The 25,535-nt window shown below is 72.1% G+C and carries 25 protein-coding genes; 9 read left to right on the top strand and 16 right to left on the bottom strand.

The features are described 5' to 3' along the window. Positions 1–659: 659 nt before the first annotated feature. Positions 660–1,721, top strand: coding sequence for an AI-2E family transporter (locus EV384_RS32590; protein WP_242624562.1), 1,062 nt, complete (start codon positions 660–662; stop codon positions 1,719–1,721). 33 nt (positions 1,722–1,754) lie between these two features. Here the strand turns inward: EV384_RS32590 and EV384_RS32595 are convergent, their stop codons facing one another. The 5 genes from EV384_RS32595 to EV384_RS32615 all read right to left on the bottom strand — a co-directional run bounded on the left by EV384_RS32595 (position 1,755) and on the right by EV384_RS32615 (position 6,739). Beyond that, positions 1,755–2,564, bottom strand: coding sequence for an alpha/beta hydrolase (locus tag EV384_RS32595; protein WP_130339478.1), 810 nt, complete (start codon positions 2,562–2,564; stop codon positions 1,755–1,757). A gap of 66 nt (positions 2,565–2,630) precedes the next feature. Next, the gene (locus EV384_RS32600; protein ID WP_423202934.1) at positions 2,631–2,957 is read right to left on the bottom strand and encodes a hypothetical protein; all 327 of its coding nucleotides are present in this window, start codon (positions 2,955–2,957) and stop codon (positions 2,631–2,633) included. Between the two features lie 220 nt (positions 2,958–3,177). Continuing rightward, complete coding sequence (locus EV384_RS32605) at positions 3,178–4,968, bottom strand: 3-hydroxyacyl-CoA dehydrogenase family protein (RefSeq protein ID WP_130339482.1); 1,791 nt, start codon at positions 4,966–4,968, stop codon at positions 3,178–3,180. Positions 4,969–5,091: 123 nt separating this feature from the next. Further along, a complete protein-coding gene (locus EV384_RS32610; RefSeq protein WP_130339484.1) occupies positions 5,092–6,156 on the bottom strand; it encodes an alpha/beta fold hydrolase in 1,065 nt (354 codons plus the stop codon). Between the two features lie 112 nt (positions 6,157–6,268). Beyond that, positions 6,269–6,739, bottom strand: coding sequence for an FHA domain-containing protein (locus tag EV384_RS32615; protein WP_130339486.1), 471 nt, complete (start codon positions 6,737–6,739; stop codon positions 6,269–6,271). A 240-nt stretch (positions 6,740–6,979) separates the two neighbouring features. Here EV384_RS32615 and EV384_RS32620 point away from each other — a divergent pair, with 240 nt between their 5' ends. Next, entirely contained in the window at positions 6,980–8,482 is a 1,503-nt protein-coding gene (locus EV384_RS32620) for an aldehyde dehydrogenase family protein (RefSeq protein ID WP_130339488.1), read from the top strand. Between the two features lie 40 nt (positions 8,483–8,522). Here the strand turns inward: EV384_RS32620 and nucS are convergent, their stop codons facing one another. Next, a complete protein-coding gene (gene nucS, locus EV384_RS32625; RefSeq protein WP_130339490.1) occupies positions 8,523–9,182 on the bottom strand; it encodes an endonuclease NucS in 660 nt (219 codons plus the stop codon). Positions 9,183–9,253: 71 nt separating this feature from the next. On the opposite strand from nucS, the gene EV384_RS32630 reads away from it, so the two are divergent. Further along, positions 9,254–9,844, top strand: a complete 591-nt coding sequence (locus EV384_RS32630; RefSeq protein ID WP_130339492.1) for a DUF4126 domain-containing protein — start codon at positions 9,254–9,256, stop codon at positions 9,842–9,844. Between the two features lie 154 nt (positions 9,845–9,998). Here the strand turns inward: EV384_RS32630 and EV384_RS32635 are convergent, their stop codons facing one another. Further along, positions 9,999–10,583, bottom strand: coding sequence for a hypothetical protein (locus EV384_RS32635; protein WP_130339494.1), 585 nt, complete (start codon positions 10,581–10,583; stop codon positions 9,999–10,001). A 569-nt stretch (positions 10,584–11,152) separates the two neighbouring features. On the opposite strand from EV384_RS32635, the gene EV384_RS32640 reads away from it, so the two are divergent. Further along, positions 11,153–11,449, top strand: coding sequence for a DUF1540 domain-containing protein (locus tag EV384_RS32640; protein WP_130339496.1), 297 nt, complete (start codon positions 11,153–11,155; stop codon positions 11,447–11,449). Between the two features lie 47 nt (positions 11,450–11,496). On the opposite strand, the gene EV384_RS32645 is transcribed toward EV384_RS32640, so the two are convergent. Beyond that, positions 11,497–13,503, bottom strand: coding sequence for a protein meaA (locus EV384_RS32645; protein ID WP_130339498.1), 2,007 nt, complete (start codon positions 13,501–13,503; stop codon positions 11,497–11,499). A gap of 151 nt (positions 13,504–13,654) precedes the next feature. On the opposite strand from EV384_RS32645, the gene EV384_RS32650 reads away from it, so the two are divergent. The 3 genes from EV384_RS32650 to EV384_RS32660 are packed head-to-tail and all read left to right on the top strand — an operon-like array spanning position 13,655 to position 16,192. Further along, positions 13,655–14,503: an ABC transporter ATP-binding protein gene (locus EV384_RS32650; RefSeq protein ID WP_130339500.1), complete on the top strand. Its 849-nt coding sequence runs from the start codon at positions 13,655–13,657 to the stop codon at positions 14,501–14,503. After that, complete coding sequence (locus tag EV384_RS32655) at positions 14,500–15,345, top strand: ABC transporter permease (protein WP_130339502.1); 846 nt, start codon at positions 14,500–14,502, stop codon at positions 15,343–15,345. The genes EV384_RS32650 and EV384_RS32655 overlap by 4 nt, the downstream gene beginning before the upstream one ends. 37 nt (positions 15,346–15,382) lie before the next feature. Continuing rightward, the gene (locus tag EV384_RS32660) at positions 15,383–16,192 is read left to right on the top strand and encodes an alpha/beta hydrolase (protein ID WP_130339504.1); all 810 of its coding nucleotides are present in this window, start codon (positions 15,383–15,385) and stop codon (positions 16,190–16,192) included. A gap of 43 nt (positions 16,193–16,235) precedes the next feature. Here EV384_RS32660 and EV384_RS32665 read toward each other — a convergent pair whose 3' ends face one another. Next, entirely contained in the window at positions 16,236–17,084 is an 849-nt protein-coding gene (locus EV384_RS32665; RefSeq protein WP_130339506.1) for a 3-hydroxyacyl-CoA dehydrogenase family protein, read from the bottom strand. Positions 17,085–17,163: 79 nt separating this feature from the next. Beyond that, complete coding sequence (gene murA, locus EV384_RS32670) at positions 17,164–18,603, bottom strand: UDP-N-acetylglucosamine 1-carboxyvinyltransferase (RefSeq protein ID WP_130339508.1); 1,440 nt, start codon at positions 18,601–18,603, stop codon at positions 17,164–17,166. Here murA and EV384_RS32675 point away from each other — a divergent pair. Together EV384_RS32675 and EV384_RS32680 are read left to right on the top strand one after the other, a co-directional pair. Continuing rightward, a complete protein-coding gene (locus EV384_RS32675; RefSeq protein ID WP_130339510.1) occupies positions 18,602–19,174 on the top strand; it encodes a cob(I)yrinic acid a,c-diamide adenosyltransferase in 573 nt (190 codons plus the stop codon). The genes murA and EV384_RS32675 overlap by 2 nt on opposite strands. Beyond that, positions 19,150–19,581 (top strand): VOC family protein, encoded by a 432-nt coding sequence (locus EV384_RS32680; RefSeq protein ID WP_130339512.1) that lies wholly within the window; start codon positions 19,150–19,152, stop codon positions 19,579–19,581. The genes EV384_RS32675 and EV384_RS32680 overlap by 25 nt, the downstream gene beginning before the upstream one ends. 155 nt (positions 19,582–19,736) lie before the next feature. Here EV384_RS32680 and EV384_RS32685 read toward each other — a convergent pair whose 3' ends face one another. From EV384_RS32685 to EV384_RS32715, 6 genes are all read right to left on the bottom strand, one after another. Beyond that, the gene (locus EV384_RS32685; RefSeq protein ID WP_130339514.1) at positions 19,737–20,321 is read right to left on the bottom strand and encodes a hypothetical protein; all 585 of its coding nucleotides are present in this window, start codon (positions 20,319–20,321) and stop codon (positions 19,737–19,739) included. Positions 20,322–20,915: 594 nt separating this feature from the next. Then, the gene (locus tag EV384_RS32695; protein WP_130339516.1) at positions 20,916–21,371 is read right to left on the bottom strand and encodes a DUF2550 domain-containing protein; all 456 of its coding nucleotides are present in this window, start codon (positions 21,369–21,371) and stop codon (positions 20,916–20,918) included. Between the two features lie 12 nt (positions 21,372–21,383). Next, positions 21,384–21,662 carry a F0F1 ATP synthase subunit epsilon gene (locus tag EV384_RS32700; RefSeq protein ID WP_130339517.1) on the bottom strand — a complete coding sequence of 93 codons (279 nt, stop codon included), beginning with the start codon at positions 21,660–21,662 and terminating at the stop codon, positions 21,384–21,386. 149 nt (positions 21,663–21,811) lie between these two features. Next, positions 21,812–22,954, bottom strand: a complete 1,143-nt coding sequence (locus EV384_RS32705; protein WP_130339518.1) for an LCP family protein — start codon at positions 22,952–22,954, stop codon at positions 21,812–21,814. A 214-nt stretch (positions 22,955–23,168) separates the two neighbouring features. Further along, entirely contained in the window at positions 23,169–24,605 is a 1,437-nt protein-coding gene (gene atpD / locus EV384_RS32710) for a F0F1 ATP synthase subunit beta (protein ID WP_130339519.1), read from the bottom strand. Then, entirely contained in the window at positions 24,605–25,534 is a 930-nt protein-coding gene (locus EV384_RS32715; protein WP_130339520.1) for a F0F1 ATP synthase subunit gamma, read from the bottom strand. Before EV384_RS32715 ends, atpD begins: the two co-directional genes overlap by 1 nt. Position 25,535: the final 1 nt, after the last annotated feature.

Consider the following 25,535-nt stretch of genomic DNA (forward strand, 5'->3'; position numbering starts at 1 on the left):
GCGACGGCAGCCGGACGGGATCCCGCCGCCTCACCGAGGTGACGGGTCCGGCACACCGGCGGTCGCGGGGCTGACGGACACCCGCGCGGGCGAAGGGCTGGTGGGCGCACCCGCGGGCCGCTAACCTCCGGGCAGAGGCCCGTGGCGCGCCGGAATCCGGCCGCCGCCGGCCGACCGGTCCGGCCACCAACCCCGGGTCGGCGAAGGCTGCTCCGGCCGCATCCGCCGGAGCGGAACCCGGGGGAGGTCCGGTGTCGCAGGACGGGCCGTCGGGCAGCGCCCGACCAGACCACGACGATCCGTTCGCCGCCCTCCGCCCCGAGGACGATCCGACCCCGACGGCGCACCCCGCCTCCGACGGCACGCCGGAGGACCCTGCCCCAGGGGCCGACCCGGCCCCGACCGCGGGCCCCGCCCCCGACGGCCCCTGGCCGGCAGGTGCGGCCGCGAGCGGCGCGGGGGCCCGCGCATCGACCGGGGTGCCCGCTGGGCCACCGACGCCGGAGGCGACCGGCGGGGCGCTCGCCGACGAGGCGGCGGCCGACGAGGCGGCGGCCGGCGGGGCGTCAGCCGGCGCTGCCTCGCCCCGCCCCACTGTGAACCAAGCCAGCGGTGGGCGGACCGCCGAGACGAACGCGTCCGACCCGACCGAGTTCGAGGTGGGTGGGCCGAGCGGGCGCTTCGGCACCCCCGGCCGGCCATTGCGGCGCAGCAGCTTCCTGATCGGCTTCACCGGGGCGCTCGGTGTGCTGCTGGCGTACGCGGTCTTCCTGGGCCTGCGCAACGCCGCCGGCATCCTCGTCCTGGTGGTCATCGCGCTCTTCCTCGCCGTCGGCCTCCACCCGGCGGTGGTCCGGCTGCGGGGCTGGGGGCTGTCGCACGGGTTGGCGGTGGCGGTGGTGACGCTGACGGTGCTGCTGCTGATCGTCGGCGGGGTGCTGGCGCTGGTGCCGCCGGTGGTGACCCAGTCCGGACAGTTCATCCAGCAACTGCCGAGCTACGTCGACGAGCTGCGCCGCAACCCCACGGTCAATGACCTGGTCGAGCGGTACGACCTCATGCAGCGGGTCCAATCGGCCGCGAACGCGGACAATATCGGGCGGGCCCTCGGCGGCGTGCTGGGCGGCGCACAGTTGATCTTCGGCACCATCTTCCGGGCGCTGACCGTGCTGGTGCTGACGATCTACTTTCTGGCCTACTTCGACAAGCTGCGCGCCCTCGGGTACGCGCTGGTGCCCCGCTCCCGGCGGGAGCGGGTGCGGCTGATCGGGGACGAGATCCTGACCCGGGTGGGCGCGTACATGGTGGGGGCGCTCAGCATCGCGGTGCTGGCCGGGGCGAGCACCTTCGTCTTCGCGCTGGTCGTCGGGCTGCCGTACCCGTTCGCGCTGGCGGTGGTGGTCGCGGTGACCGACCTGATCCCGCAGATCGGAGCCACCCTCGGGGCGGTCGTGGTGACCCTGGTGGGTTTCGCCACCGACCTGCCGGTCGGCATCGCCTGCCTGATCTTCTTCCTGATCTACCAGCAGGTGGAGAACTACCTGATCTATCCCAAGATCATGCGGCGGGCGGTCGCGGTCAACGAGGTAGCCGCGCTGCTCGCCGCCCTGCTCGGGGTGTCACTGCTGGGCGTCGTCGGCGCGCTGATCGCGATCCCGACGGTGGCCGCCCTCCAGCTGATCCTCCGCGAGGTGGTCCTCCCCCGGCAGGAATCCCGCTGAGCATCGGCCTCCACGGATCAACGGGCCGGTCGGTCAGCCCGCCTGGTCGGGACGCGGACCGGGGACCGGGGTGTCGGCGAACGACGCCACCGTCCGGTCGGCGTACGCGCTGACGTCGCCGGTCTCCACCGGGCCGTCCCAGGTGGTCGGCAGCGGCACCGGCACCGCCGGGTTGACCCGGCGGACGATCTCGTCGAGCACGGTCTCCGCGTCGCCGACCCAGAGGTGCTTGGCGCCGGGCACCCCGACCACCTCGGCCTGCGGCACCGCGGCGAACCGCTCCCGGGCCTCCGCCGGCCGCAGGTAGTCGTCGAACTCGGGGACCAGCGCGGTGAGCGGCTTGCCGCTGTCGGCCCACTGGGTCAGGTCGTCCGGCGTGGAGAAGCGCAGCGGCGGGGAGAGCAGGATCGCCCCGGCCACCGCCGGGTCGCAGCCGTACTTGAGCGCCAGGTCGGTGCCGAACGACCAGCCGACCAGCCAGATGTTCGGCAGCTCGGCGAACTCCGCGTACTCGATGGCGGCGGCGACGTCGAAGCGCTCGCCGACCGCGGCGTCGAAGGCCCCCTCGCTGGTGCCGCGGACGCTGCTGGTGCCCCGGGTGTTGAACCGGAGCACGGCCAGGTCGGCCAGCGCGGGCAGCCGCCAGGCCGCCTTGCGGAACACGTGGCTGTCCATCATCCCGCCGTGGGTGGGCAGCGGGTGCAGGCAGACCAGCGTGCCGGCCGGCTCCCGGTCCAGCGGCCGGGCCAGCTCACCGACCAGCTTCAGCCCGTCGGCGGTGTGCAGCTCGATCTCCTCCCGGTGACCGGGCAGGATCGACGAGGCGCGGATCGGTGTGCTCACCGTCCCAGTCTGGCGCGCCGCCGCCCCCGTCGCCCGCCGGGGCGCAAACAGCGTGATCCAGATCGCTCAGCCGTGCCGGGGGGCGCCGCGGCCGCGCTGGATGACCGGTCCGCGCCGGTCCCGGGCCCGCCAGCAGCCGCTGTGCCAGTGCCGCCGGTCGGTGAGGTCGCCCCGGTCGTCCGCCGGCCAGGCCACCACGTGCGCCACGCCGGGGCGGATCTCCTGGTCGCAGCCGGGACAGCGGTACGTCTTGGTGGACGCCCCGCCGCTGATCCCGCGTACCTGCCAGTCGCCGTCGCGCCACTGCTGGACGGTGGGCACGCCCTGGCGTGCCCGGTCGGAGTCCAGGTGGGCGGTCTCGTCCCGGCGGGGGCGGTTGCGACGGGGGCTCACGGTCACCAAGCGTACGGGCCGCCGGCGGGACCGGCCCGGGACGGGCGGCCCCGCCGGGGCGGCCCCGGGTCAGTCCCAGGTCTCCGGTCGGGTCAGGTCCTTCGCGACCCGGGCGCCGGCCAGCACCGTCGCCGCGTCCGTCTCGGTGAAGCCCTTCCCCGGCCAGCCGATCGAAGGTCACACCCTCCAGACGCGTCACCCGCGGCCGGCGTTGACCCGGTCAGCGACGGGTGTGGTCGCGGAACCCGCGACCGCTCTTGCGGCCCAGGTAGCCGGCGGTGACCAGGTGCTCCAGCAGCGGCGCGGGGGCGAAGCCCGGCTCGCGCAGCTCCAGGTAGAGCTCCCGCTGGATGGCCAGCGACACGTCCAGGCCGACCACGTCCAGCAGCTCGAACGGGCCCATCGGGTAGCCGCAGCCGAGCTTCATCGCGTAGTCGATGTCGTCGGCGGTGGAGTAGCTGGCCTCCAGCATCTTCACCGCGTCGTTCAGGTACGGGAAGAGCAGCGCGTTGACGATGAAGCCGGACCGGTCGCCGCAGACCACGCCGGTCTTGCCGAGCGCGGCGCAGACCGCGCGGGCGGTGGCGGTGGTCTCCGGCGAGGTGCGGATCGTCTGCACCACCTCGACCAGCGGCATGACCGGGGCCGGGTTGAAGAAGTGCAGCCCGACCACGTCGGCCGGCCGCTGGGTGGCCATCGCGACGTCGATCACCGGCAGCGACGAGGTGGTGGTGGCGAGCACGACGCCCGGCTTGCAGATCTCGTCGAGGCTGGCGAAGAGGGCCTTCTTGACGCTCAGCTCCTCGACCACGGCCTCGACCACCAGGTCGACGTCGGCGAGGTGCTCCAGCGTCGCGGACCAGTTGATCCGGCCGAGCGCCGCCTCCCGGTCGTCCTCGCTGAGCTTGCCGCGTACCACGCCCTTGTTGAGCGAGGTCTTGACCGCCTCGAAGACCTTGGCGGACTTCTCCGCGCCGCGGGTGACCGAGACGACCTCGTACCCGGCCTTGGCGAAGACCTCGATGATGCCGGTGGCCATCGTCCCGGAGCCGACCACGCCGACCTTCGCGATGGCGCGGGCGCCGTCGGCGAGCGCGGCCTGCCCCGCCACGGGCGTCTGGTCATCCGGTACGACCACCGGGGAGCCCGGCCGCTCGTAGGTGTAGAAGCCCCGGCCGGACTTCCGGCCGAGCAGTCCCGCGGTGACCATCTGCTTGATCAGCGGCACCGGCGCGTGCCGGCGGTCCCGGCCGCCGCGCCGGTACATGGTGTCCAGGATCTCGTACGCGGTGTCCAGGCCGATCAGGTCCATCAGGGCGAGCGGGCCCATCGGCAGGCCGCAGCCGAGCTTCATCGCGGCGTCGATGTCCTCGCGGGTGGCGTACCGCCCCTCGAACATGCTCACCGCGTGGTTCAGGTAACCGAAGAGGAGCGCGTTGGCGATGAAGCCGGCCCGGTCGCTGATGGTCACGTCGACCTTGCCGAGCCGCTCGCAGAGCGCCTCCACGTCGGCCACCACGTCGGCGGAGGTGACCACGGTGCGGACCACCTCGACCAGCTTCATCACCGGCGCCGGGTTGAAGAAGTGGATGCCGATGACCTGGTTGGGGCGGGTGGTGGCGACCGAGATCTCGGTGACGCTGAGCGAGGAGGTGTTGGTGGCCAGGATCGCCTCGGGCTTGCAGACCCGGTCCAGCTCGGCGAAGATCCGTTGCTTCAGGTCGAGGTGCTCGGGCACGGCCTCGATCACCAGGTCCACCGAGTGCAGCGCGTCCAGCCCGACCTGGAAGTGCACCCGGGACATCAGGGCGTCCCGGTCCGCCGCGGCGAGCTTGCCCTTGGCGACCGCCCGGTCGGTGGAGCCGGTGAGGGTCGCCCGGCCACGGTCGAGGGCGGCGTCGGAGATCTCCACCGCCACCACGTCGATGCCGTTGCGGGCGAAGACCTCGACGATGCCGGCACCCATGGTGCCCAGACCCACCACACCCACACTGGTGAACTCGCGCGCCACGATCGGCCTCCCCTGGTTGACTCCGCCGTTGCCGGCATGAACGGCCGCTAAGGTTATGCGCCGGAGTCTGCCATGTGACGCTGCGTTGTCGAGACGCCGTGGGATATTTCACGCAGGAAGGCCTCAGGCCGTCGCGGAGACCCCCGTGAGCGCCAGCAGCTCCGCCACGAACTCGGCCGGCCGTTCCAGGTGCGGGCTGTGCCCGCAGCCGGGGAGCACCACCTCCCGGTACATCCCGCCCGCCGCCGCGTACCGCTCCAGCACCGCGCGGGTCTGCCCGATCATCGGCTGCGGCGGGCAGTCCGCCGCCCCCGGCCAGCCGGGCACCGCGCCGAGCGACCCCAGATACGCCAGGTCGAACAGGGAGGTGTCCGAGACGATCACGTCGGCGTCGCCGCGTACCCAGGTGACCGGGGGCCCGGCCGGCACGGCGACCAGCTCGTCGGCGATCCGGAAGTGGGCCGGCGCCAGGGCGTTGAGCACGCCGCGCTCCCCGGGCGCGGTGCCCGGCCAGTGCGGCGAGGCGACCGCCGTGCCCGGGTAGTTGTCGTCCCCGGTGACGGTGGAGAGGGCGCTCTCCAGCAGCAGCTCCTCGTCCTCCCCGAACGACGCCGGATCGGCGACGTAGGTGGCCCGCAGCACGTTGCGGGGGCTGGTCGGGGCGTCCTCGCCGCGGTCCTTCGCGGCGAGCCGGGCGACGAAGTCGGCGTTCGCCGTGCCGGCCCCGGTGCCGGCGGAGTCGGGCGTGGTGAGGGTGCCGTGGACGTCCCGGGTGCCGCCGAAGCCGTACGGGGAGACCGGCGCCTCCAGCAGCAGGGCGGCCACCCGGTCGGGATGGTCGACCAGCAGCCGCATCGCCACGCCCCCGCCGAGCGAGTGCCCGACGACCACCGGCCGGGCGCCGGGGGCGAAGAGGCCCGGAACGTCGAGCAGGGCGGCGACGTCGTCGGCGAAGTCGCCCAGCCCGCGCGTCGCGTCCACCGGCGCGGTCTGCGTGTCGCCGTACCCGCGCAGGTCGGGCGCGACCACCCGGAGGGTGGCCGGCAGCCGCCGGATCAGCGGCTCCCAGAAGGCCGCGGAGGAGACATTGCCGTGGACGAGCAGCACCGGCACGCCGTCCGGCGGGCCCGCCACCCGGACCGCCTGGGTGATGCCGTTCGCCGACACGGTGTGCTGCGCGCTCTCCATCGGCGCATGCTGACACGCCGCGCCGCCCCGGGTCCATGGGCCCGGCCCACACCCGGGACCACCGCCGGCTGTGGGACCGGCCCGGGTCGGGACCCGGGACGGCCGACGGTCGTCAGCGGTGGGCGTCGACCGGGGCCGCCGGCAGCGGCAGGACCGCGCCGCGCGGCTCCACCGGCGCCCGCGGGGCCGGGGGGACGGGCAGCGGCAGGGTCGGCCGGTGGTCCCGGCGCGGCGCCGAGAAGCTCAGCCCCACCGGGTCGGTCCGGGCCACGCCGGGGTCGAAGTACCGCAGTTCGGTACGGCCCAGTCGGATCACGTCGCCGTCGGTCAGCTGCTCGACGCCGGCGATCCGGCGGTCGTTGAGCCAGGTCCCGTTGGTCGAGCCGAGGTCCACCAACGACACCCCCTCGTTGGTGAGCTGGACCGCGGCGTGCCGCCGGCTCAGGTGCGGATCGTCGAGCACGATCCCGGCGGTCGGCGCCCGACCGATCACCTGCGGGTCACGGCCGACCCGGAAGCTCAAGCCCCGCATCGTTCCGCCCGCCACCGTCAACAGCGGCATCAGTTCCGGATGATCCTCCATGGACCGTCGCCCTCCACCCCACCATCGCCCCGTGGCGTCAGCGTGCCACCTCACCGTAATCGTCCCCACCACCGGGTGGTCACCTCCGCGACCCCGGGCGGCCAACTCCCGTTCGCCGATTCGGCGGGCACGCCGGGTACCACCGCCGCCCGGCGGCCGGCTGCGCGACCACCCCGGGCAGGCGGTTTCCGGGCGCGGAGAGGCCTACCGGCGAGTAATCCTCGGGTCTAGACTTCCGCCATGACGGCTGTGCATGTCCCGGGGACCCCGGTCATCGAGGACGGTCGGCTGGTGTCGACCAGCCCGGCGACGGGCGCGGAGGCCGGGCGACTCCCGGTGGCGACCGCAGAGGACGTGGCCCGGGCGGTCGCCCGGGCCCGCGCCGCGGGCGAGTGGTGGGCCGGTCTCGGCTTCACCGGTCGCCGGGAGCGGCTGCTGCGCTGGCGGAGCGTGCTCGCCCGGCGGATCGAGGAGCTGGCCGAGCTGATGCACACCGAGGGCGGCAAGCCGGTCGGCGACGCCGTCGTCGAGATCCTCACCGCGCTCGAGCACGTCGACTGGGCGGCCCGCAACGCGCGGCGGGTGCTCGGGCCCCGGCGGGTCCGCTCCCGGCTGATCCTCGCCGAGTTCACCGGCCACCTGGAGTATCAGCCGTACGGAGTGGTCGGCGTGATCGGCCCCTGGAACTACCCCGTCTTCACCCCCATCGGCTCCGCCGCGTACGCGCTCGCCGCCGGCAACGCGGTGGTCTTCAAGCCCAGCGAGTACACCCCGGCCGTCGGGCAGTGGCTGGTCGACCGGTTCGCCGAGGTGGTCCCCGAGCAGCCCGTCTTCACGGCGGTGCACGGCCTCGGCGACGTGGGCGCGGCGCTGTGCCGCTCGGGCGTGGCCAAGGTGGCCTTCACCGGCTCCACCGCCACCGCGAAGAAGGTGATGGCCGCCTGCGCCGAGTCGCTCACCCCGGTGCTGCTCGAGGCCGGCGGCAAGGACGCGATGATCGTGGACTCCGACGCCGACCTGGACGCCGCCGCCGACGCGTGCGTGTGGGGTGCGCTCACCAACGCCGGCCAGACCTGCATCGGCATCGAACGCGTCTACGCCGTCGACCAGGTCTTCGACGCCTTCGTCGACAAGGTGGTCACCCGGGCCGGGCGGCTCACCGTCGGCCCCGACGGCGCCGACATCGGCCCGATCACCATGCCCTCCCAGCTCGACGTGATCCGCCGGCACATCGACGATGCCGTCGAGCGGGGCGGTCGCGCGGTGCTCGGCGGCCCCGACGCGGTCCAACCGCCGTACGTCCACCCGACCGTGCTGGTGGACGTCCCCGAGGACTCGACCGCCGTCCGCGAGGAGACCTTCGGGCCGACGCTCACCGTCAACCGGGTCCGCGACGTCGACGAGGCCGTCGACCGGGCCAACGCCCTGTCGTACGGCCTGGGGGGTTCGGTCTTCGGCCGCAAGCGGGCGGTGGCGGTCGCGCGGCGGCTGCGCTCCGGGATGGCCTCGGTGAACTCGGCGCTCACCTTCGCCGGCATGTCCACGCTGCCGTTCGGCGGCGTCGGCGACTCCGGCTTCGGCCGGATCCACGGCGAGGACGGGCTGCGGGAGTTCGGCCGGGCCAAGGCCATCACCCGCCGGCGGGCCCGCTCGCTGCTGCCGTCGATGACCTTCGAGCGCACCCCGGCGGACGTCGCCCGCCTGGTCAAGGCCGCCAAGCTGATGTACGGCCGGAACCGCTGACCGCTCCCGTGCCCCGGGCGCGGCAACGCCGGCAGGCGGCTCAGAACAGGGTCAGCTCGTCGCGCTCGATGCCGCGCAGCTTGTCGTAGTCGACCACGACGCAGCGGATGCCCCGGTCGGTGGCGAGCACCCGGGCCTGCGGCTTGATCTCCTGGGCGGCGAAGACGCCGGTGACCGGGGCGAGCAGCGGATCACGGTTCATCAGTTCCAGGTAGCGGGTGAGCTGCTCCACGCCGTCGATCTCGCCGCGCCGCTTCACCTCGACGGCGACGGCGCCGGAGTTGGCGTCCCGGCAGAGCAGGTCGACCGGCCCGATGGCGGTCATGTACTCCCGGCGGACCAGCGAGTAACCCTCGCCGAGGGTCGTCGGGTTGGCGGCCAGCAGCTCCTGCAGGTGCGCCTCGACGCCGTCCTTGCGCAGGCCCGGGTCGACGCCCAGCTCGTACGAGGTGTCCTGGAAGATCTCCTCCAGGGTGATCCGCAGCTCCTCGCCGGCCTTGTTGACCACCCGCCAGACGCCGGGGGCCTCCTCCAGCCGACAGGGCGGGCTCATCCAGTTCAACGGCTTGTACGCCCGGTCGTCCGCGTGGATCGACACCGAGCCGTCCGCCTTGACCATGAGCAGCCGCGTGGCCGGCGGCAGGTGAGCCGAGAGCCGTCCGACGTAATCCACCGAGCACTTCGCAATCACCAACCGCACCCGACGAGGGTAGCCGAGACCCCGGCCGTCGCCACCGAGCGGCACTGGCGTCCCGGTGCGATGCTGTGATCGTGCTCGAAGTCCTCACCGGTTCCGGCCTCGCCGCTTCGGCCGGCCTGAACGCCTACATCCCCCTGCTCCTGATGGGTCTGCTGGCGCGCTACACCGACCTCATGGACCTGCCCAGCGGCTGGCAGTGGTTGGGCAACGGCTGGGTCATCCTGATCCTCGCCGTGCTGCTCGCCATCGAGGTGGTCGCCGACAAGGTGCCCGTGGTCGACCACGTCAATGACGTGGTGCAGACGGTGGTCCGGCCCACCGCCGGCGGCCTCGCCTTCGGCGCCGGCTCCACCTCCGAGACCGTCACCGTCAGCGACCCGGACACCTTCTTCTCCTCGCACCAGTGGGTGCCGGTCGTGGTCGGCGTGCTGATCGCGCTCGGCGTGCACCTGCTCAAGTCGGCCGCCCGACCGGTCATCAACGCGACCACCGCCGGCTTCGGCGCCCCGGTGGCCAGCACCGCCGAGGACGCCACGAGCGTGGTGATGTCGGTGGTGGCGATCCTGCTGCCGGTGCTGGTGCTGGTCTTCCTGGTCGGGCTGGTGGCGTCCCTCTTCTGGTTCCTGCGCCGGCGTCGGGAGCGGCGGGCCGCCCGAGCTTGACCTTCCCCCGGCGAGGCGTACGCCTGCCGAGACCCGTGCGCGGCCATCGGACCGGCGAGCACGGCACCGGCGAAAGCCGCACCAGCCACACCGAGACGCCGCTGGCCGGCACCCCGTGTCTTGGGGTGCCGGCCAGCGGCGTATTGCTTTGGGGTCAGCTGTTCCAGTGCTGGGCGACGATGTGGGCGGCCTGCTTCTCCCACTGGGCGTAGGCGTCCGGGTAGGCCGACACCTGCACCGTCTGGGCGGCCTCGGTCAGCGGCATGTCCTGCCACCCGTCGACCTGCTTGAGACCCTTCTCGAACGCCAGGGTCGCGTACTCGGGGTCGGTGATCTGCTCCGGCGTACCCCAACCCGAGGACGGGCGCTGCTGGAACAGGCCCAGCGAGTCGTGGTCGTTGCGGTCACCCAGGTGACCCAGGTTCTCCAGCTTCGACTCCTGCAGGCTCGTGGCGATCGAGATCACCGCGGCCCGCTCCGGCAGACCCGCCTTCTTCGTCGCGGCGATGATCGCCTTCGCGTTGCCGGTCTGCTCATCGCTCAGGGAGATGTGCGACTGCTTGCCCTGCACACCGTGCGGGATCAGCTTGCCGCTGTCCGGCTTGTCAGCCTGCACCGCGACCGGCTTGCCGGTGACGGGACCGGTGTCGGCGTGAGCGGCGATCGGACCGGCGAACACACCACCGGCGAAAGCCAGACCAGCAACACCCAGCACGCTCTTACGAATGATCGTGTTCATGGGAAAGCTCCTTGGGGGTTGGCGCACACCCGGTGGGGGCCGGGACATGCGCAAGCACCGTCAGGCGCTCACTAAGTTCAAGGGGGGAAAGTCTCTGCCCGATCCGACCGCGGGGCGGGGGCCTCTTCGCGGCGCCGGGACCATATGTAACGACCGCCGGCCCGCCATCATTCCGGGGCCCGACCACCGGCCCGGTCGAGCGGGCCAGCTGCTTCGGTCGTACGCCAGATGTAACGACCCCCGGCCCGCCACGATTCCGGCCCGGGGATGCCGCCGGTCACACCCAGAAACGGACACCCGACCCAGACCGTCCGCCACCTGCCGGCCGGAAACGGACACCCGGCACCAGATCCCCGATGTGGCGGTATCCGCGCCTGTCGGACACCCCCACATCGGCGACATGCGGGCGATCACGCCCAACCAGCAAGCGACGCCCACCCAGCCCAGACCCGGCCAGGGCCGACCCGGGCGGGCCACACCCCCCATCGCGGCCCACGACGAACCCGAAAGGCCGAAGACCAAACGGCCAAATACCTAAAATGGGACCAGGAGCCTAAGGAGGGTCACCGATGACCGCAGCGATGGAGATGCCCCGGGTCCAGGAATGCGCCGTCGCTTCCTGCGCCTACAACCACACCAACGACTGCCACGCGTTCGCCATCACGATCGGCAGCAGCGACCACGCCCACTGCCACACCTTCGTGGAGCTGCCGGTGCGGGGCGGGATCGAGCAGCTCATCGCCCAGGTGGGTGCGTGCAGCCGGGCGGACTGCCGGCACAACTCCGAGCTGGAGTGCCACGCCCCGGCGATCACGGTCGGCCCGGACAACGACATGGCCGACTGCATGACCTACCAGAGCCGCTGACCCGAGCCGGCGCTGAGGAAGGGATCGCACGGCGGGCCCCTTCCTCGTCACGACAGGCCGTTGGCCTCACGGATCACGGTGACCATGTCGTCGATGATGGGGCTGAGGGCGAAGTCCTTCGGGGTGAAGACGCGGGCGACCCCGGCGGCCCGGAGCGTCTCGGCGTCGGAGGCGGGGATGATGCCACCGACCACCACCGGCAGGTCGCCCCGCCCGGCCGCGCGCAGCCCGTCCAGCACCGCCGGCACGGCGGCAAGGTGCGAGCCGGAGAGCACGGAGAGCCCGACGAGGTCGACGTCCTCCTCGACGGCGGCGGCCACGATCTGCCCGGCGGTCAGCCGGATGCCCTGGTAGACCACCTCGAAGCCGGCATCGCGGGCGCGTACCGCGATCTGCTCGGCGCCGTTGGAGTGCCCGTCCAGGCCGGGCTTCCCGACCAGCAGCCGCAGCCGGCCGCTGCCCAGCTCGCGCGCGGTGGCGGCGACCCGCTGGCGGACGGCCGCGATCCCCGCGTCGCCGCCGGCGCCGGCACCGCCGGCCAGGCCGGTCGGCGCCCGGTACTCGCCGAAGACCTGGCGCAGCGCGCCGGCCCACTCACCGGTGGTCACCCCGGCCCGCACGCACTCCAGCGTCGCGGCCATCAGGTTCGTCGTGGTCGCGGCGCCCGCGCGGAGCCGGGCGAGTGCCGCGTCGACCGGCGCGTCGTCCCGACCGGCCCGCCATTCGCGTACGGAGGCGACGGCGGCCGCCTCGACCGCGGGGTCGACCTGCTCGACGGCCTCGGCGCCGGCCGCGGTCAACGGGGACGGCTCGGTCTCGGTGAACCTGTTGACGCCGACCACCACGTCGGCGCCGGACTCCATCCGCCGGCGCCGCTCGGCGAGCGAGGCGACCAGGGCGCTCTTGAGGTAGCCGGTCTCCACGGCGGCCACCACGCCGCCCATCTCCAGCACCTTCTCCAGCTCGACCCGGGCCCCGGTGACGATCCCGTCGACCAGCGCGGTCATCACGTGCGAGCCCTCGAACAGGTCGGGGTACTCGAGCAGGTCCGACTCGTACGCGAGGACCTGCTGCATCCGCAGCGACCACTGCTGGTCCCACGGGCGGGGCAGGCCGAGCGCCTCGTTCCAGGCGGGGAGCTGCACCGCCCGGGCCCGGGCGTCGCGGGAGAAGGTCACGCCGAGCATCTCCAGCACGATGCGCTGGATGTTGTTCTCCGGCTGGGCCTCGGTCAGGCCGAGGGAGTTGACCTGGACGCCGTACCGGAAGCGGCGCTGCTTCGGGTCGGTGACGCCGTACCGGTCGCGGGTGATCTCGTCCCAGAGCGCGCCGAAGGCGCGCATCTTGGCGACCTCCTCGACGAAGCGCACCCCGGCGTTGACGAAGAAGGAGATCCGCTGGACCACGTCGCCCATCCGCTCGGCGGGCACCTGGCCGGAGTCGCGGACCGCGTCGAGCACGGCGACTGCGGTGGCCAGCGCGAAGCCGACCTCCTGCACCGGCGTCGCGCCGGCCTCCTGCAGGTGGTACGAGCAGATGTTGACCGGGTTCCACTTCGGCATCTCGCGCAGCGTGTACGCGATGACGTCGGCGGTCAGCCGCAGCGACGCCGCCGGAGGGAAGATGTACGTCCCCCGGGACAGGTACTCCTTGATGATGTCGTTCTGGGTGGTGCCGGCGCAGCGGGACAGCTCGGCGCCCTGCTCGGCGGCGACGGTGCCGTAGAGGCCGAGCAGCCACATCGCCGGCGCGTTGATGGTCATCGAGGTGTTCATCCCGGCGACCGGGATGCCGTCGAAGAGCGCCCGCATGTCGCCGAGGTGCGCCACCGGCACGCCGACCCGGCCGACCTCGCCGGCGGCCAGCTCGTGATCGGGGTCGTACCCGGTCTGGGTGGGCAGATCGAAGGCGACCGACAGGCCGGTCTGCCCCTTCGCCAGGTTGCGGCGGAACAGCGCGTTGGTCGCAGCGGCGGAGGAGTGCCCGGCGTAGGTGCGCATCACCCAGGGGCGGTCGCGCTCCGGCAGCCGGCCCGGGAGAGCCTTCTCGTCCATGGCCGGAGTCTAAGTTACCGTTCAGTAAAACGGGCTGTGGAAAACCACACAGGTCCATGTCGCGGACGTCCGGGGGCAGAGCGCCCGAGATGGTCCCGACCACCACACCCCGGGCTCCCCGCGCCGGCGGCCAGGTCGCACACTTGACGGCATGGATGACGAGCTCGCGATCTCCGTACGAGGGCTGCGCAAGGTGTACGGCGACAACGTCGCGGTGGCGGGGGTGGACCTCGACGTCCACCGCGGTGAGGTGTTCGCCCTGCTCGGCCCGAACGGCGCGGGCAAGACCACCACCGTGGAGATCCTGGAGGGCTACCGGCGGCGCGACGCCGGCGAGGTCTCCGTCCTGGGCAGCGACCCCGCCCACCCGGACCCGCACTGGCGCTCGCGGGTCGGCATCGTGCTCCAGGGCACCGGCGAGTTCGACGAGCTGACCGTCGCCGAGGTGATCCGGCACTTCTCCGGCTTCTACCCCGAGGCCGACGACCCGGACAAGGTGATCGAACGCGTCGGGCTCGGCGGCAAGGCGAAGGCGCGGACCCACACCCTTTCCGGCGGCCAGAAGCGCCGCCTCGACGTGGCGCTGGGCATCATCGGCCGCCCGGAGCTGCTCTTCCTCGACGAGCCGACCACCGGCTTCGACCCGGAGGCCCGGCGGGAGTTCTGGGAGCTGATCCGGGACCTGGCCGCCGCGGGCACCACCATCGTGCTGACCACGCACTACCTGGACGAGGCCGAGGCGCTCGCGGACCGGGTCGGCGTGATCGCCGCCGGGCGGCTGGTCGAGGTGGCCCCGCCGAACCGGCTGGGCAACCGGCAGGAGGCCCTCGCCACGGTCTCCTGGCGTACCCCGGACGGGACGCCGCAGAGCGCGGAGAGCGCGACGCCGACGGCGCTGGTGGCGGAGCTGGCCGCGCGCTACGGCGGCGAGGTCCCGGCCCTGACGGTGACCCGGCCGACCTTGGAAGACGTCTACCTGAAGATGATCGGACACTCATGACGACCACCACGAAGCCGGCGGCCCCGGTCGCCGCCGCCCCGGCCCGGCGGCTCGGACCGGGCGCCCTCGCGCTGCGGCAGGGGCGGCTGGAGATCACCCAGTTCCTGCGCAGCCGGGAGTCCGTCGTCTTCACGATGGGCTTCCCGATCATCATGATCCTGATCTTCGCGTCGATCTTCAGCGGCGAGATCGGTGGTGGGGTCAAGTTCACCCAGTACTTCATCACCGGCATGATCGCGACCGGTCTGATGACGGTGAGCTTCCAGAACCTGGGCATCTGGATCCCGATCGAGCGGGACCGGGGCGTGCTCAAGCGCTACCGGGGCACGCCGATGCCGAAGTGGGTCTGGTTCGCCGGCAAGGTGATCATGGTGGTGGCGATCGGCGTGGCCGAGACCGCCCTGCTGCTGGTCGTCGCGGTGCTGCTGTTCGACCTGAAGCTGCCCGACACCATCGGCAAGTGGCTGACCTTCGGCTGGGTCGCCGCGCTCGGCGTCACCGCCTGCACCCTCTGCGGCATCGCCATCTCCTCGCTGGCCCGCACCGCGCGCAGCGGCTCCGCCGTGGTCACGCCGGTGGCGCTGATCCTCCAGTTCATCTCCGGCGTGTTCTTCGTCTTCACCGAGCTGCCGAGCTGGATGCAGCAGGTCGCCGCGCTCTTCCCGCTCAAGTGGATGTGCCAGGGGCTGCGGTCCGTCTTCCTGCCCGAGAGCTTCGGCGCCCAGGAGCCGGGCGGCTCGTTCGAGCTGGGCCGCGTCGCCCTGGTGCTCGCCGCCTGGTGCGTGATCGGCCTGCTCCTCTGCCTGACCACCTTCCGCTGGACCACCCGACGCGACGGCTGAGCCGCCCGGCGCGGCGGCGGGTGTCACACTCGCCTGCATGGCTCACGTTCTGACCCGGCGCCGGCTGCTCGCGGCCGGCGCCGGCACGGCGACGCTGGCCGCGCTCGGCGGCCTCACCGCCCGGGAACTGTCCCGCCCCCGACCCGGGCCGGTGCCCGAACTCCCCGACGCCCCGTCCGGCGACGAACGCCTGATCCGCATCCGGTCGGCCGCCCGGAACCGCGAGGTGGACTTCTGGACCGCCGTCCCGGAGGGGTACGGCGACGGCCGCGGCCTGCCCGTCTGCCTGGTGCTGCACGGCGCCTCGGCCACGCCCCGGGACTTCGGACGCTTCGGGCTCGCCCGCTTCCTCACCGACGCGGTACGCCGGGGCGCACCGCCCTTCGTGCTCGCCGGCGCCACCGGCGGCCGGCTCTCCTGGCGGCGCTCCGGCGACGACGACCCGCAGCGGATGGTGCGCGAGGAGGTGCCCACCTGGTGCGCCCGGCGCGGCTTCGACGTCGACCGAACGGCGGTCTGGGGCTGGTCGATGGGGGGCTTCGGCGCGCTGCTGCTCGCCGAGACGTACCCGGGATGGCTCCGCGCGGTGGCCGCCTTCTCCCCCGCGGTCCGGCCGGGGGACGCGGTCTTCGCCGGTGCGGCGCGGCTGCGTGGCACCCCGGTCGGTCTCTGGTGCGGCCGGCAGGACAACTTCCTCCGCGACGTGCGCGCCCTGGCCCGGGCACTGCCCGAGCCGCCGGTACGCGCGGCATGGGCCGACGGCCGGCACAACTTCGCCTACTGGGGCACGGTGATCCCGGACGCCTTCGCCCTGCTCGGCGCAGCCCTCGACCCGCCCCGGCCGTGACTGCGGGCGACGAACGGTCCCGCCCGTCGCCCGCGCCGCCGGCTCAGTACGTGTAGAAGCCCTTGCCGGTCTTCCGGCCCAGGTCACCGGCGGTGACCATGCGCTGGAGCAGCTCCGGCGGGAAGAACTTCTCATCGGCGGTGTCGGTGTAGATGTTCTTCGAGGCATGCAGCAGCACGTCCACGCCGGTCAGGTCGGTGGTGGCCAGCGGACCCATGGCGTGGCCGAAGCCAAGCCGGCAGGCGGTGTCCAGGTCCTCCGCCGAGACCACGCCGGACTCGACCAGCTTGACCGCCTCGACGACCAGCGCGGAGATCAGCCGGGTGGTGACGAAGCCGGCGATGTCCCGGTTGACCACGACGACCGTCTTGCCGATCTCCTCGGCGAACGCCTTCGCCGTCGCCAGGGTCTCGTCGCTGGTCTTGTAGCCGCGGACCAGCTCACAGAGCTTCATCATCGGCACCGGGGAGAAGAAGTGGGTGCCGACGACCGACTCCGGCCGCTCGGTCACCGCGGCGATCTGGGTGACCGGGATGGCCGAGGTGTTGGTGGCCAGCACCGCGTCGGCCTTGCAGATCTTGTCCAGCGCGCGGAACACCTCGTGCTTGATCTCCAGCCGCTCGAAGACCGCCTCGACCACGATGTCCGCGTCGGCGACCGCCTCCAGGTCCGTGGTCGGGGTGATCCGGCCCAGCGCCGCCTCGACCTCGGACGCCTCGATCTTCCCCTTCTCGGCGAACTTCTCCAGCGACTTCCGGATGCCGTCGACGCCCCGCTTGGTGGCCGCGTCGTCCAGGTCCCGCAGCGTCACCTGCCAGCCCGCCTGCGCCGCCACCTGGGCGATGCCCGAGCCCATCAGCCCGGCACCGACGACCGCGAGTCGACCCGCCATCTGCTTCTCCCTCGCCTGATTGAGTACCTGCCAGCACCCTAGTCGGCGAGCCTGAACGACCGCTAAGCCCTCTCCGCGGTCAGATCTCCAGGGTCGGCTCGTCCGGGATCGTGCCGCGCTCGACCTCGATCCCGAGGGCCTGCAGGTCGGCGACGAAGTCCGGATAGCCACGGTCCACGTGGTGCACGTGGGAGACCTCGGTGACCCCGTCGGCGCAGAGCCCGGCGATGATCAGCCCGGCGCCGGCCCGGATGTCGGTGGCGCGGACCGGGGCGCCGGAGAGCCGGTCCCGGCCGCGGACCACCGCGTGGTGGCCGTCGGTCTTGATGTCCGCGCCGAGACGCATCATCTCGTTGGCGAACATGAACCGGCCGTCGAAGATGTTCTCGGTGATCAGCGACGCGCCGTCGCTCACCGCCGCCAGCCCGATCGCCATCGGCAGCAGGTCGGTGGCGAAGCCCGGGTAGGGCAGGGTCACCACGTCCACCGCCGTCGGGCGGTCGTCCATCCGTACCCGGAAGGCGTCACCGCGGGTCTCCACCAGGCCGCCGACCGAGACCAGCTTGTCGAGCGCGACCTCCAGGAACGCCGGGTCGATGCCGGTCACCGTGACGTCCCCCCGGGTCATCGCGGCGGCGAACGCCCAGGTCCCGGCGACGATCCGGTCCCCCACCGTGGCGTGCCGCACCGGGCGCAGCTCGGGCACGCCCTCGATACGCAGGGTCGAGGTCCCCTCCCCCTCGATCCGGGCGCCCATCCGGATCAGCATCGAGCAGATGTCGACGATCTCCGGCTCCCGGGCGGCGTTGTCGATCACCGTCACGCCCCGGGCCAGCACCGCCGCCATCACCAGGTTCTCCGTGGCGCCGACGCTGGGGAAGTCCAGCACGATCTCCGCGCCGTGCAGACCGTCCGGGGCGGACGCGATGACGAAGCCGTGCTCGCCGGAGATCTCCGCGCCCATCCGGGTCAGCCCGGAGATGTGCATGTCCAGGCCGCGGGAGCCGATCGCGTCCCCGCCGGGATGCGCCACCCGCACGTACCCTCGGCGGGCCAGCAGCGGACCGAGCACGCAGATCGATGCGCGCAGCCGCCGGACCAGGTCGTAGTCGGCCTCCGCGCCCGGCCGCTCCGGCACGTCGATGACGACCGACCGGGAGCGTTCCACCCCGCCGCGGGCCACCATCGGATCGACCGGGTCGTCGACGCCGAACCGTACGCCGCAGCCCAGCCGGCGCAGCACCTCGCCCATGATGGCGATGTCGGTGATCCGGGGCACGTTGGTGATCACGTTCCGCCCGGGCGCGAGGAGCGCGGCCGCCATCAGCTTGAGCGCCGAGTTCTTCGCCCCGACGACGTGGACCGTGCCGGCCAGCCGCGCGTCGCCGCGCACCCGGATGACGTCGACGTCGTTGACCGCCGGACCGCCGGCATCACCCGGGCCCACCCCGGCCGGCCAGCCGGACTGGTCCGGCCGCGCCGGGATGGTCAGGTCCGGTATCCGTAGGCTGTGCGTCATGGCCGTCCACCTCACGCGCATCTACACCAAGGCCGGCGACGCCGGCATGACCAGGCTGAGCAACAACGAGCAGGTGCCGAAGACCGATCCACGGATCGCCGCGTACGCGGATGTCGACGAGTGCAACGCGGCGATCGGCGTCGCGCTCGCGCTCGGGCAGCTCGACGACGAGCTGCGGGCGGTGCTGGGGTCGATCCAGAACGACATGTTCGATGTCGGCGCGGACCTGGCCACCCCGGTCGAGCCGGACCCGAAGTACCCGCCGCTGCGGGTCACCGAGGAGTACGTGGAGCGCCTCGAGGGCTGGTGCGACGAGTACAACGCACGCCTGAGCAAGCTCGACTCCTTCATCCTCCCCGGCGGCACCGCTGGCGCGGCGCTGCTGCACGTGGCACGGACGATCGCCCGGCGCGCCGAGCGTGCGGCGTGGGCCCTGGTCGCGCACGACCCGGAACGGACCAGCCCCCTCCCGGCAAAGTATCTCAACCGGCTTTCCGATCTGCTCTTTATCCTGTCAAGAACGGCAAATCCGAACGGAGATGTGCTATGGGTGCCGGGCGGGAAGCGTTGACCGTCGGCGCCCTGCACCACGTCGAGGTCTGGGTGCCCGACCTCGACGCGGCCAAGTGCAGCTGGGGCTGGCTCCTCGGCGAGCTGGGCTGGACGCCGTTCCAGGACTGGCCGGCCGGCCGGTCCTGGCGGCTCGGCCCGACCTACCTGGTGCTGGAGCAGTCCCCCGGGCTCTCCGGACGGGTGCACGACCGGCTCGCCCCCGGACTCAACCACCTGGCCTTCCACGCCGGCTCGCCGGCGGCGGTGGACGCCCTGGTCGCCGCCGCCCCCCACCACGGCTGGGAGCTGCTCTTTCCGGACCGGCACCCGCACGCGGGCGGTCCGGGGACGTACGCCGCTTACCTGGCCGACGGGCAGGGGTACGAGGTGGAGCTGGTCGCCTCTGACCTCGGTGGTTGCGCTTGAGGGCTGGGGGCGACCGTCCGGGCTCGCGTGGCGTGGTTGCGGTGGGGGCTCTGGCCGCGGTCCGTTCGGCGGTCACGGTCGTTCCGTTCGCGGATATGCCGCTGGCCGGCACCCCGTGTCTCGGGGTGCCGGCCAGCGGCGTGTTGCTCTATGGGTCAGCTGTTCCAGTGCTGGGCGACGATGTGGGCGGCCTGCTTCTCCCACTGGGCGTAGGCGTCCGGGTAGGCCGACACCTGCACCGTCTGCGCGGCCTCGGTCAGCGGCATGTCCTGCCAGCCGTCGACCTGCTTGAGACCCTTCTCGAACGCCAGGGTCGCGTACTCGGGGTCGGTGATCTGCTCCGGCGTACCCCAACCCGAGGACGGCCGCTGCTGGAACAGGCCCAGCGAGTCATGGTCGTTGCGGTCACCCAGGTGACCCAGGTTCTCCAGCTTCGACTCCTGCAGGCTCGTGGCGATCGAGATCACCGCGGCCCGCTCCGGCAGACCCGCCTTCTTCGTCGCGGCGATGATCGCCTTCGCGTTGCCGGTCTGCTCATCGTTCAGGGAGATCTTCGACTGCTCGCCCTGCACACCATGCGGGATCAGCTTGCCCATGTCGGGCTTGTCGGCCTGCACGGCGGCCGGGGTCATCGCGCTGGTCGGGGTGGCGTCGTGGTGGTTCAGCGGACCGGCGGCCAGACCACCGGCGAACGCCAGACCAGCAATACCGAGCACGCTCTTACGCAGCATCGTGTTCATGGGAAAGCTCCATTCGGGGGTTTGGCGCACACCCGGTGGGGGCCGGGACATGCGCAAGCACCGTCAGGCGCTCACTAAGTTCAAGGGGGGAAAGCTGCCCGGTCCGACCGCGGGGCGGGGGCCTCTTCGCGGCGCCGGGACCATGTGTAACGACCGCCGGCCCACCATCATTCCGGGGCCCGACCATCGGCCCGGTCGAGCGGGCCAGCTGCTTCGGTCGTACGCCAGATGTAACGACCCCGCCCCCGCCACGATTCCGCCGTCGGGATGCCGCCGGTCACACCCGGAAACGGACATTCGACCCAGACCGCCCGTCGCCCGACGGGCCGGAACGGACACCCGGCACCAGAACCTCCATGTGGCGGTATCCGCGCCTGTCGGGACACCGCCACATCGGGGACATGGAGTCGATTACGCGCGGGTGGGGTGCGCAGACGCGAGCGGGTGCGAACGGCTCAGCCGTACCGCGGAAACAGCTTGCGGGGGTGGGCCGGCGGGGCCGCGACCAGGCCCGGAGCGCGAAGGGCGCCCGGCCGGGCGGAAGCTGGCCGGGCCGGTCAGACCTCGCGAACAGGCCCGGGGGCCCGATCGGGGTCAGGCGGCGGGCCAGTCCTGGGAGGCCAGACGCGGCGAGACCGCCCCGGGTGGGGCGGCCTCGAGCCAGGAGAGGAAGCCGGTGACCGTGGACCGTGCCATGGCGATCTCCACCGGCGCGTGGTTGCTGGTACAGCGGAGGATCACCCAGTCGGCGGGCATGGAGAGGCGTTCCTGCCCCTCCGGCAGCCGGCGGCGCTCCACGGCCAGCCCTTTGCGGGAGAGCACCCGCTTTGGGCGTAGGGCGAAGCTGAATATCCGGTACCATCGCAGCTCGTCGTTGGCGAACCGGCCGAAGCCGGGCGACCAGCCCCGGCCGTCCAGGATCGTGGAGACCCGGACACTGAGCCGGATGATGCCCCCGCTGCGGGTGAAGAGAGCCCGCCGGATGAAGAGGATCAGAAGCGCGGCGAGCACGACCGCGACGCCGATTCCGACCCCTTCCACGATCTCCATCGGCGGGTCGGCTCAGCGGGCCGGAGAGGCGGGGGTGGCGCTCTCGGCGAGGACGGTGACGCCCTCACCGGTCACGGAGAGGAAGCCGCCGGCGACGTCGTACGCGACCTGCTGGCCGCCGGCCTGCTTGATGCGGACCTGGCTGGGCTCCGCGAGCTGACCGAGCAGCGGCGCGTGGCCCGGAAGCACACCCAGCTCACCCTCGGTCGTCCGGGCGACGACCATCTCGGCCTCACCGGACCAGACCTTCTCCTCGACGGCTACGAGCTCGACGTGAAGCTGCTGTGCCACGCTGTCTCCTTGCTGCGGCGGCGGATTGCCGAAAGTCTAGTCGCGCCCCCGAGGGCGACCCAACGCGGGTGGCGAGAGCTGCGCCACGGGGAGGCGCCCGGTGCCACGCCAGCGGGCCCGGCGTGCGCCGGGGCCCGCTGGCGCTCACGTTAACTGTTCTTCTGCTTGAAGTCGGGGTGCTCCAGCATGAAGGCGTCCACCTGCTCGGTGCGGATGGCGGTGAAGAAGTCCTGCGCCGCCGGCAGCAGCCGCTCCCCCTTGTACGCGGAGCCGGTGCCGATGCCCCCGCCGGGCAGCTTGATGGTCTCGATCGAGTCCGAGCGGATGCCCTTGAGCGCCAGCGCGAAGTCGACCACGCTGTTGCCCCGGCCGTTGAAGATCAGCGACCGGCCGGCAGCCCGGATCACCTTGTCCAGCTTGACGGGGTTGGTCACCACGTCGGCGCTGAACGCCTGGTTGACCATCGCCTTGATGAACTGCTGCTGGTGCCGCTGCCGGCCGTAGTCGGCGTCCGGCACACCGTTCTTCGGGTAGCGCTGGCGCACGTAGTCCAGCGCCTGCCAGCCGTTGAGGTGCGCGTTGCCCTTCTTGTACTCGGCCTGCGGGCCGAGATAGCCACCGCCGCCCGGCCTCAGCTGGCGCATGGTGCCGTCCGGCTTGCGGTGCTCGGAGCGCACGTCCCGCTCGATGTACATGTCGACGCCGCCCATCGCGTCGACGATCTTCTTGAAGCCGGTGAAGTTGATGATCGCGCCGGCGTCGAAGCGCTGGATCCCGGTGACCTGCTGGACGGTCTTGGCGAGCAGCTCGAAGCCGCGCGCGGCGTCCGGGTTCTGCCCGGGGACCCGGCTGCCGTACGACATGGCCGCATTCAGCTTGTCGGTGCCGCCCGGGTAGTTCGCCTTGGGGAACTTCGGGATCTCCACCCGCAGGTCGCGCGGGAGCGAGAAGAGGTAGCCGCGGTCCATCCCGGCCGGCACGTGCAGGATCATGATCGAGTCCGCCAGCGGCGGCGTCGTCGGGTTGCGGGGGTCGATGCCGACCAGCAGGATGTTCAGCGGGCCCTTGATGTTGCTCTTGCGCTCCTGGGCGCCGGCCGCCTGGTCGCCGAAGAGGTCGCCCTTGCCGACCGCGCCCTCGTAGCGGGACAGCAGCGCCTCGTAGCCGACCAGCACCGCGCCGCTGAGCAGCATGAGGACCACGCCGAAGACGGTGCAGACGCGGGCCCACCGGGGCACCCCGCGCCAGAAGGACCACTTGCCGCCGTCCGTGCCGGCCTTACCCACGAGCATCTCCATTCGTCACGCCCACGACTGGAAGACGGGCGCACGCGACCGATTCGTTGCAGAGATCCACGCCCAGAACGTGAGCGTCGTGCCACGAACGGTACCCCGGGTTCCGGCGAGCCGCTTGCCGCGGAAGCGGACATCTGCTATCACCGGCCCCAAATGGAGGGAGGCCACCCCGGCTCACGCCGGGATGGCCTCCACTGGGTGTGACCTAGGTCTAACCCTCCATCAGCTCCTTGGCCTTGGCCTCGAGGTCCTCGAGACCGCCGCACATGAAGAACGCCTGCTCGGGGAAGTGGTCGTACTCGCCCTCGCTGATCTTGCGGAACGCCTCGATGGTCTCGGAGATCGGGACCGTCGAGCCCGGCACGCCGGTGAACTGCTCGGCGGCGTAGGTGTTCTGCGACAGGAAGCGCTCGATCCGCCGGGCCCGGGCCACGGTGATCTTGTCTTCCTCGGAGAGCTCCTCGATACCGAGGATGGCGATGATGTCCTGCAGGTCCTTGTAGCGCTGCAGGATCCGCTTCACCTCGGTGGCGACCTGGAAGTGGTCGGCACCGACGAACTCCGGGGCGAGGATCCGGGACGAGGACGCCAGCGGGTCCACGGCCGGGTAGATGCCCTTGTCGGAGATCGACCGCTCCAGGTTGGTGGTGGCGTCGAGGTGGGCGAAGGTGGTGGCCGGCGCCGGGTCGGTGTAGTCGTCGGCGGGCACGTAGATCGCCTGCATCGAGGTGATGGCCTGGCCCCGGACGGAGGTGATCCGCTCCTGGAGCTCGCCCATCTCGTCGGCCAGGGTCGGCTGGTAACCCACGGCGCTCGGCATACGGCCGAGCAGCGTGGAGACCTCGGAACCGGCCTGGGTGAAGCGGAAGATGTTGTCGATGAAGAGCAGCACCTCCTGCTTCTTCACGTCGCGGAAGTACTCGGCCATGGTCAGCGCGGAGAGCGCGACCCGCAGCCGGGTGCCCGGCGGCTCGTCCATCTGGCCAAAGACCAGCGCGGTCTTGTCGATGACGCCGGACTCGGTCATCTCGGCGATGAGGTCGTTGCCCTCACGGGTCCGCTCACCCACGCCGGCGAAGACCGACGTACCACCGAAGTTGTTCGCGACCCGGGTGATCATCTCCTGGATGAGCACCGTCTTGCCCACGCCGGCACCGCCGAACAGTCCGATCTTGCCGCCCTTGACGTACGGGGCGAGCAGGTCGATGACCTTGATGCCGGTCTCCAGCATCTCGGTCTTCGGCTCCAGGTCCGCGAAGGCCGGAGCCTTGCGGTGGATGCCCCACCGGTCGTCCGGCTGGAGCACCTCGCCCTCGGTCAGGTTGAGGCACTCGCCGATGGCGTTGAAGACGTGGCCCTTGACCGCGTCGCCGACCGGAACGCTGATCGGCGAGCCGGTGTCGCTCACCTCGGTGCCGCGGACCAGGCCGTCGGTCGGCTGCATTGAGATGGCGCGGACCATGTTGTCACCCAGGTGCTGGGCGACCTCCAGGGTCAGCGTCTTCGCGCCGCCGGAGAGCTCCACCCTCACTTGCAGGGCGTTGAACAGGGCCGGCATCGCGTCGCGCGGGAACTCGGCGTCGACGACCGGGCCGATGACCCGGACCACGCGACCCGTGGCCGTCTTGGTCTCCACTGGTGCAGTCATCACACTTCACTTCCCGACGCGGCCAGCGCGTTCGCGCCGCCGACGATCTCGCTGATCTCCTGGGTGATCCCGGCCTGGCGGGCCGAGTTCATCTCACGCGTGTACTTCTCGATCATCTCTTCGGCGTTGTCGGTGGCGCTCTTCATCGCCCGCCGCCGCGCCGCCGACTCACTCGCCGCCGACTCGATCAACGCCGCGTAGATCCGCGTGTTGATGTACTTCGGCAGCAGCGCGTCGAGCAGCGCCTCCGCCTCCGGCTCGAACTCGTACGCCGGCAGCAGACCCTCGGACCTCGGCCGGTCCTCGACCTGCATCGGCCCGATGACCTTCGCGACCGGGTTCTGGGTCATCAGCGAGTGGAACTCCGTGTAGACGATGTGCAACTCGTCGATGCCGAGCACCCCGTCCACCCCGGCGCCGCCGTCGGCGTCGTCCGCACCGGCCGAGAACGCCTTGATCAGCGTCTCGCCCACCTCGCGGGCGTCGGCGAACGAGGGCTGCTCCGAGAAGCCGGTCCAGTTCGCCTCGATCGGCCGGTTGCGGAACCGGTAGAACGTGACGCCCTTACGCCCGATGACGTAGAGGACCGGATCCTTGCCGTCGGCCTTCAGCCGGGCGATCAGCGACTCCGCCATCCTGATCGCGTTGGAGCTGTAACCGCCGGCCAGGCCACGGTCGCTGGTGACCAGCAGGACGCCCGCCCGCCGCACCCGCTCACGCGGGGTGAGCAGCGGGTGGTCGATCCGGGCGTTGGACGCCAGCGCCGTGAGCACGCCGGTGATGGCCTGGGCGTACGGCAGGGACGCCTGCACCCGGGCCTGGGACTTGGCGATCCGGCTCGTCGCCACGAGCTCCATCGCCTTGGTGATCTTCTTCATCCCCTTCGCCGAGCGGATCCGTTGGCGAAGAACGCGTACCTGGGCCGCCATG

Origin of the sequence: Micromonospora kangleipakensis (assembly GCF_004217615.1) — a bacterium.
Classification (GTDB): domain Bacteria; phylum Actinomycetota; class Actinomycetes; order Mycobacteriales; family Micromonosporaceae; genus Micromonospora; species Micromonospora kangleipakensis.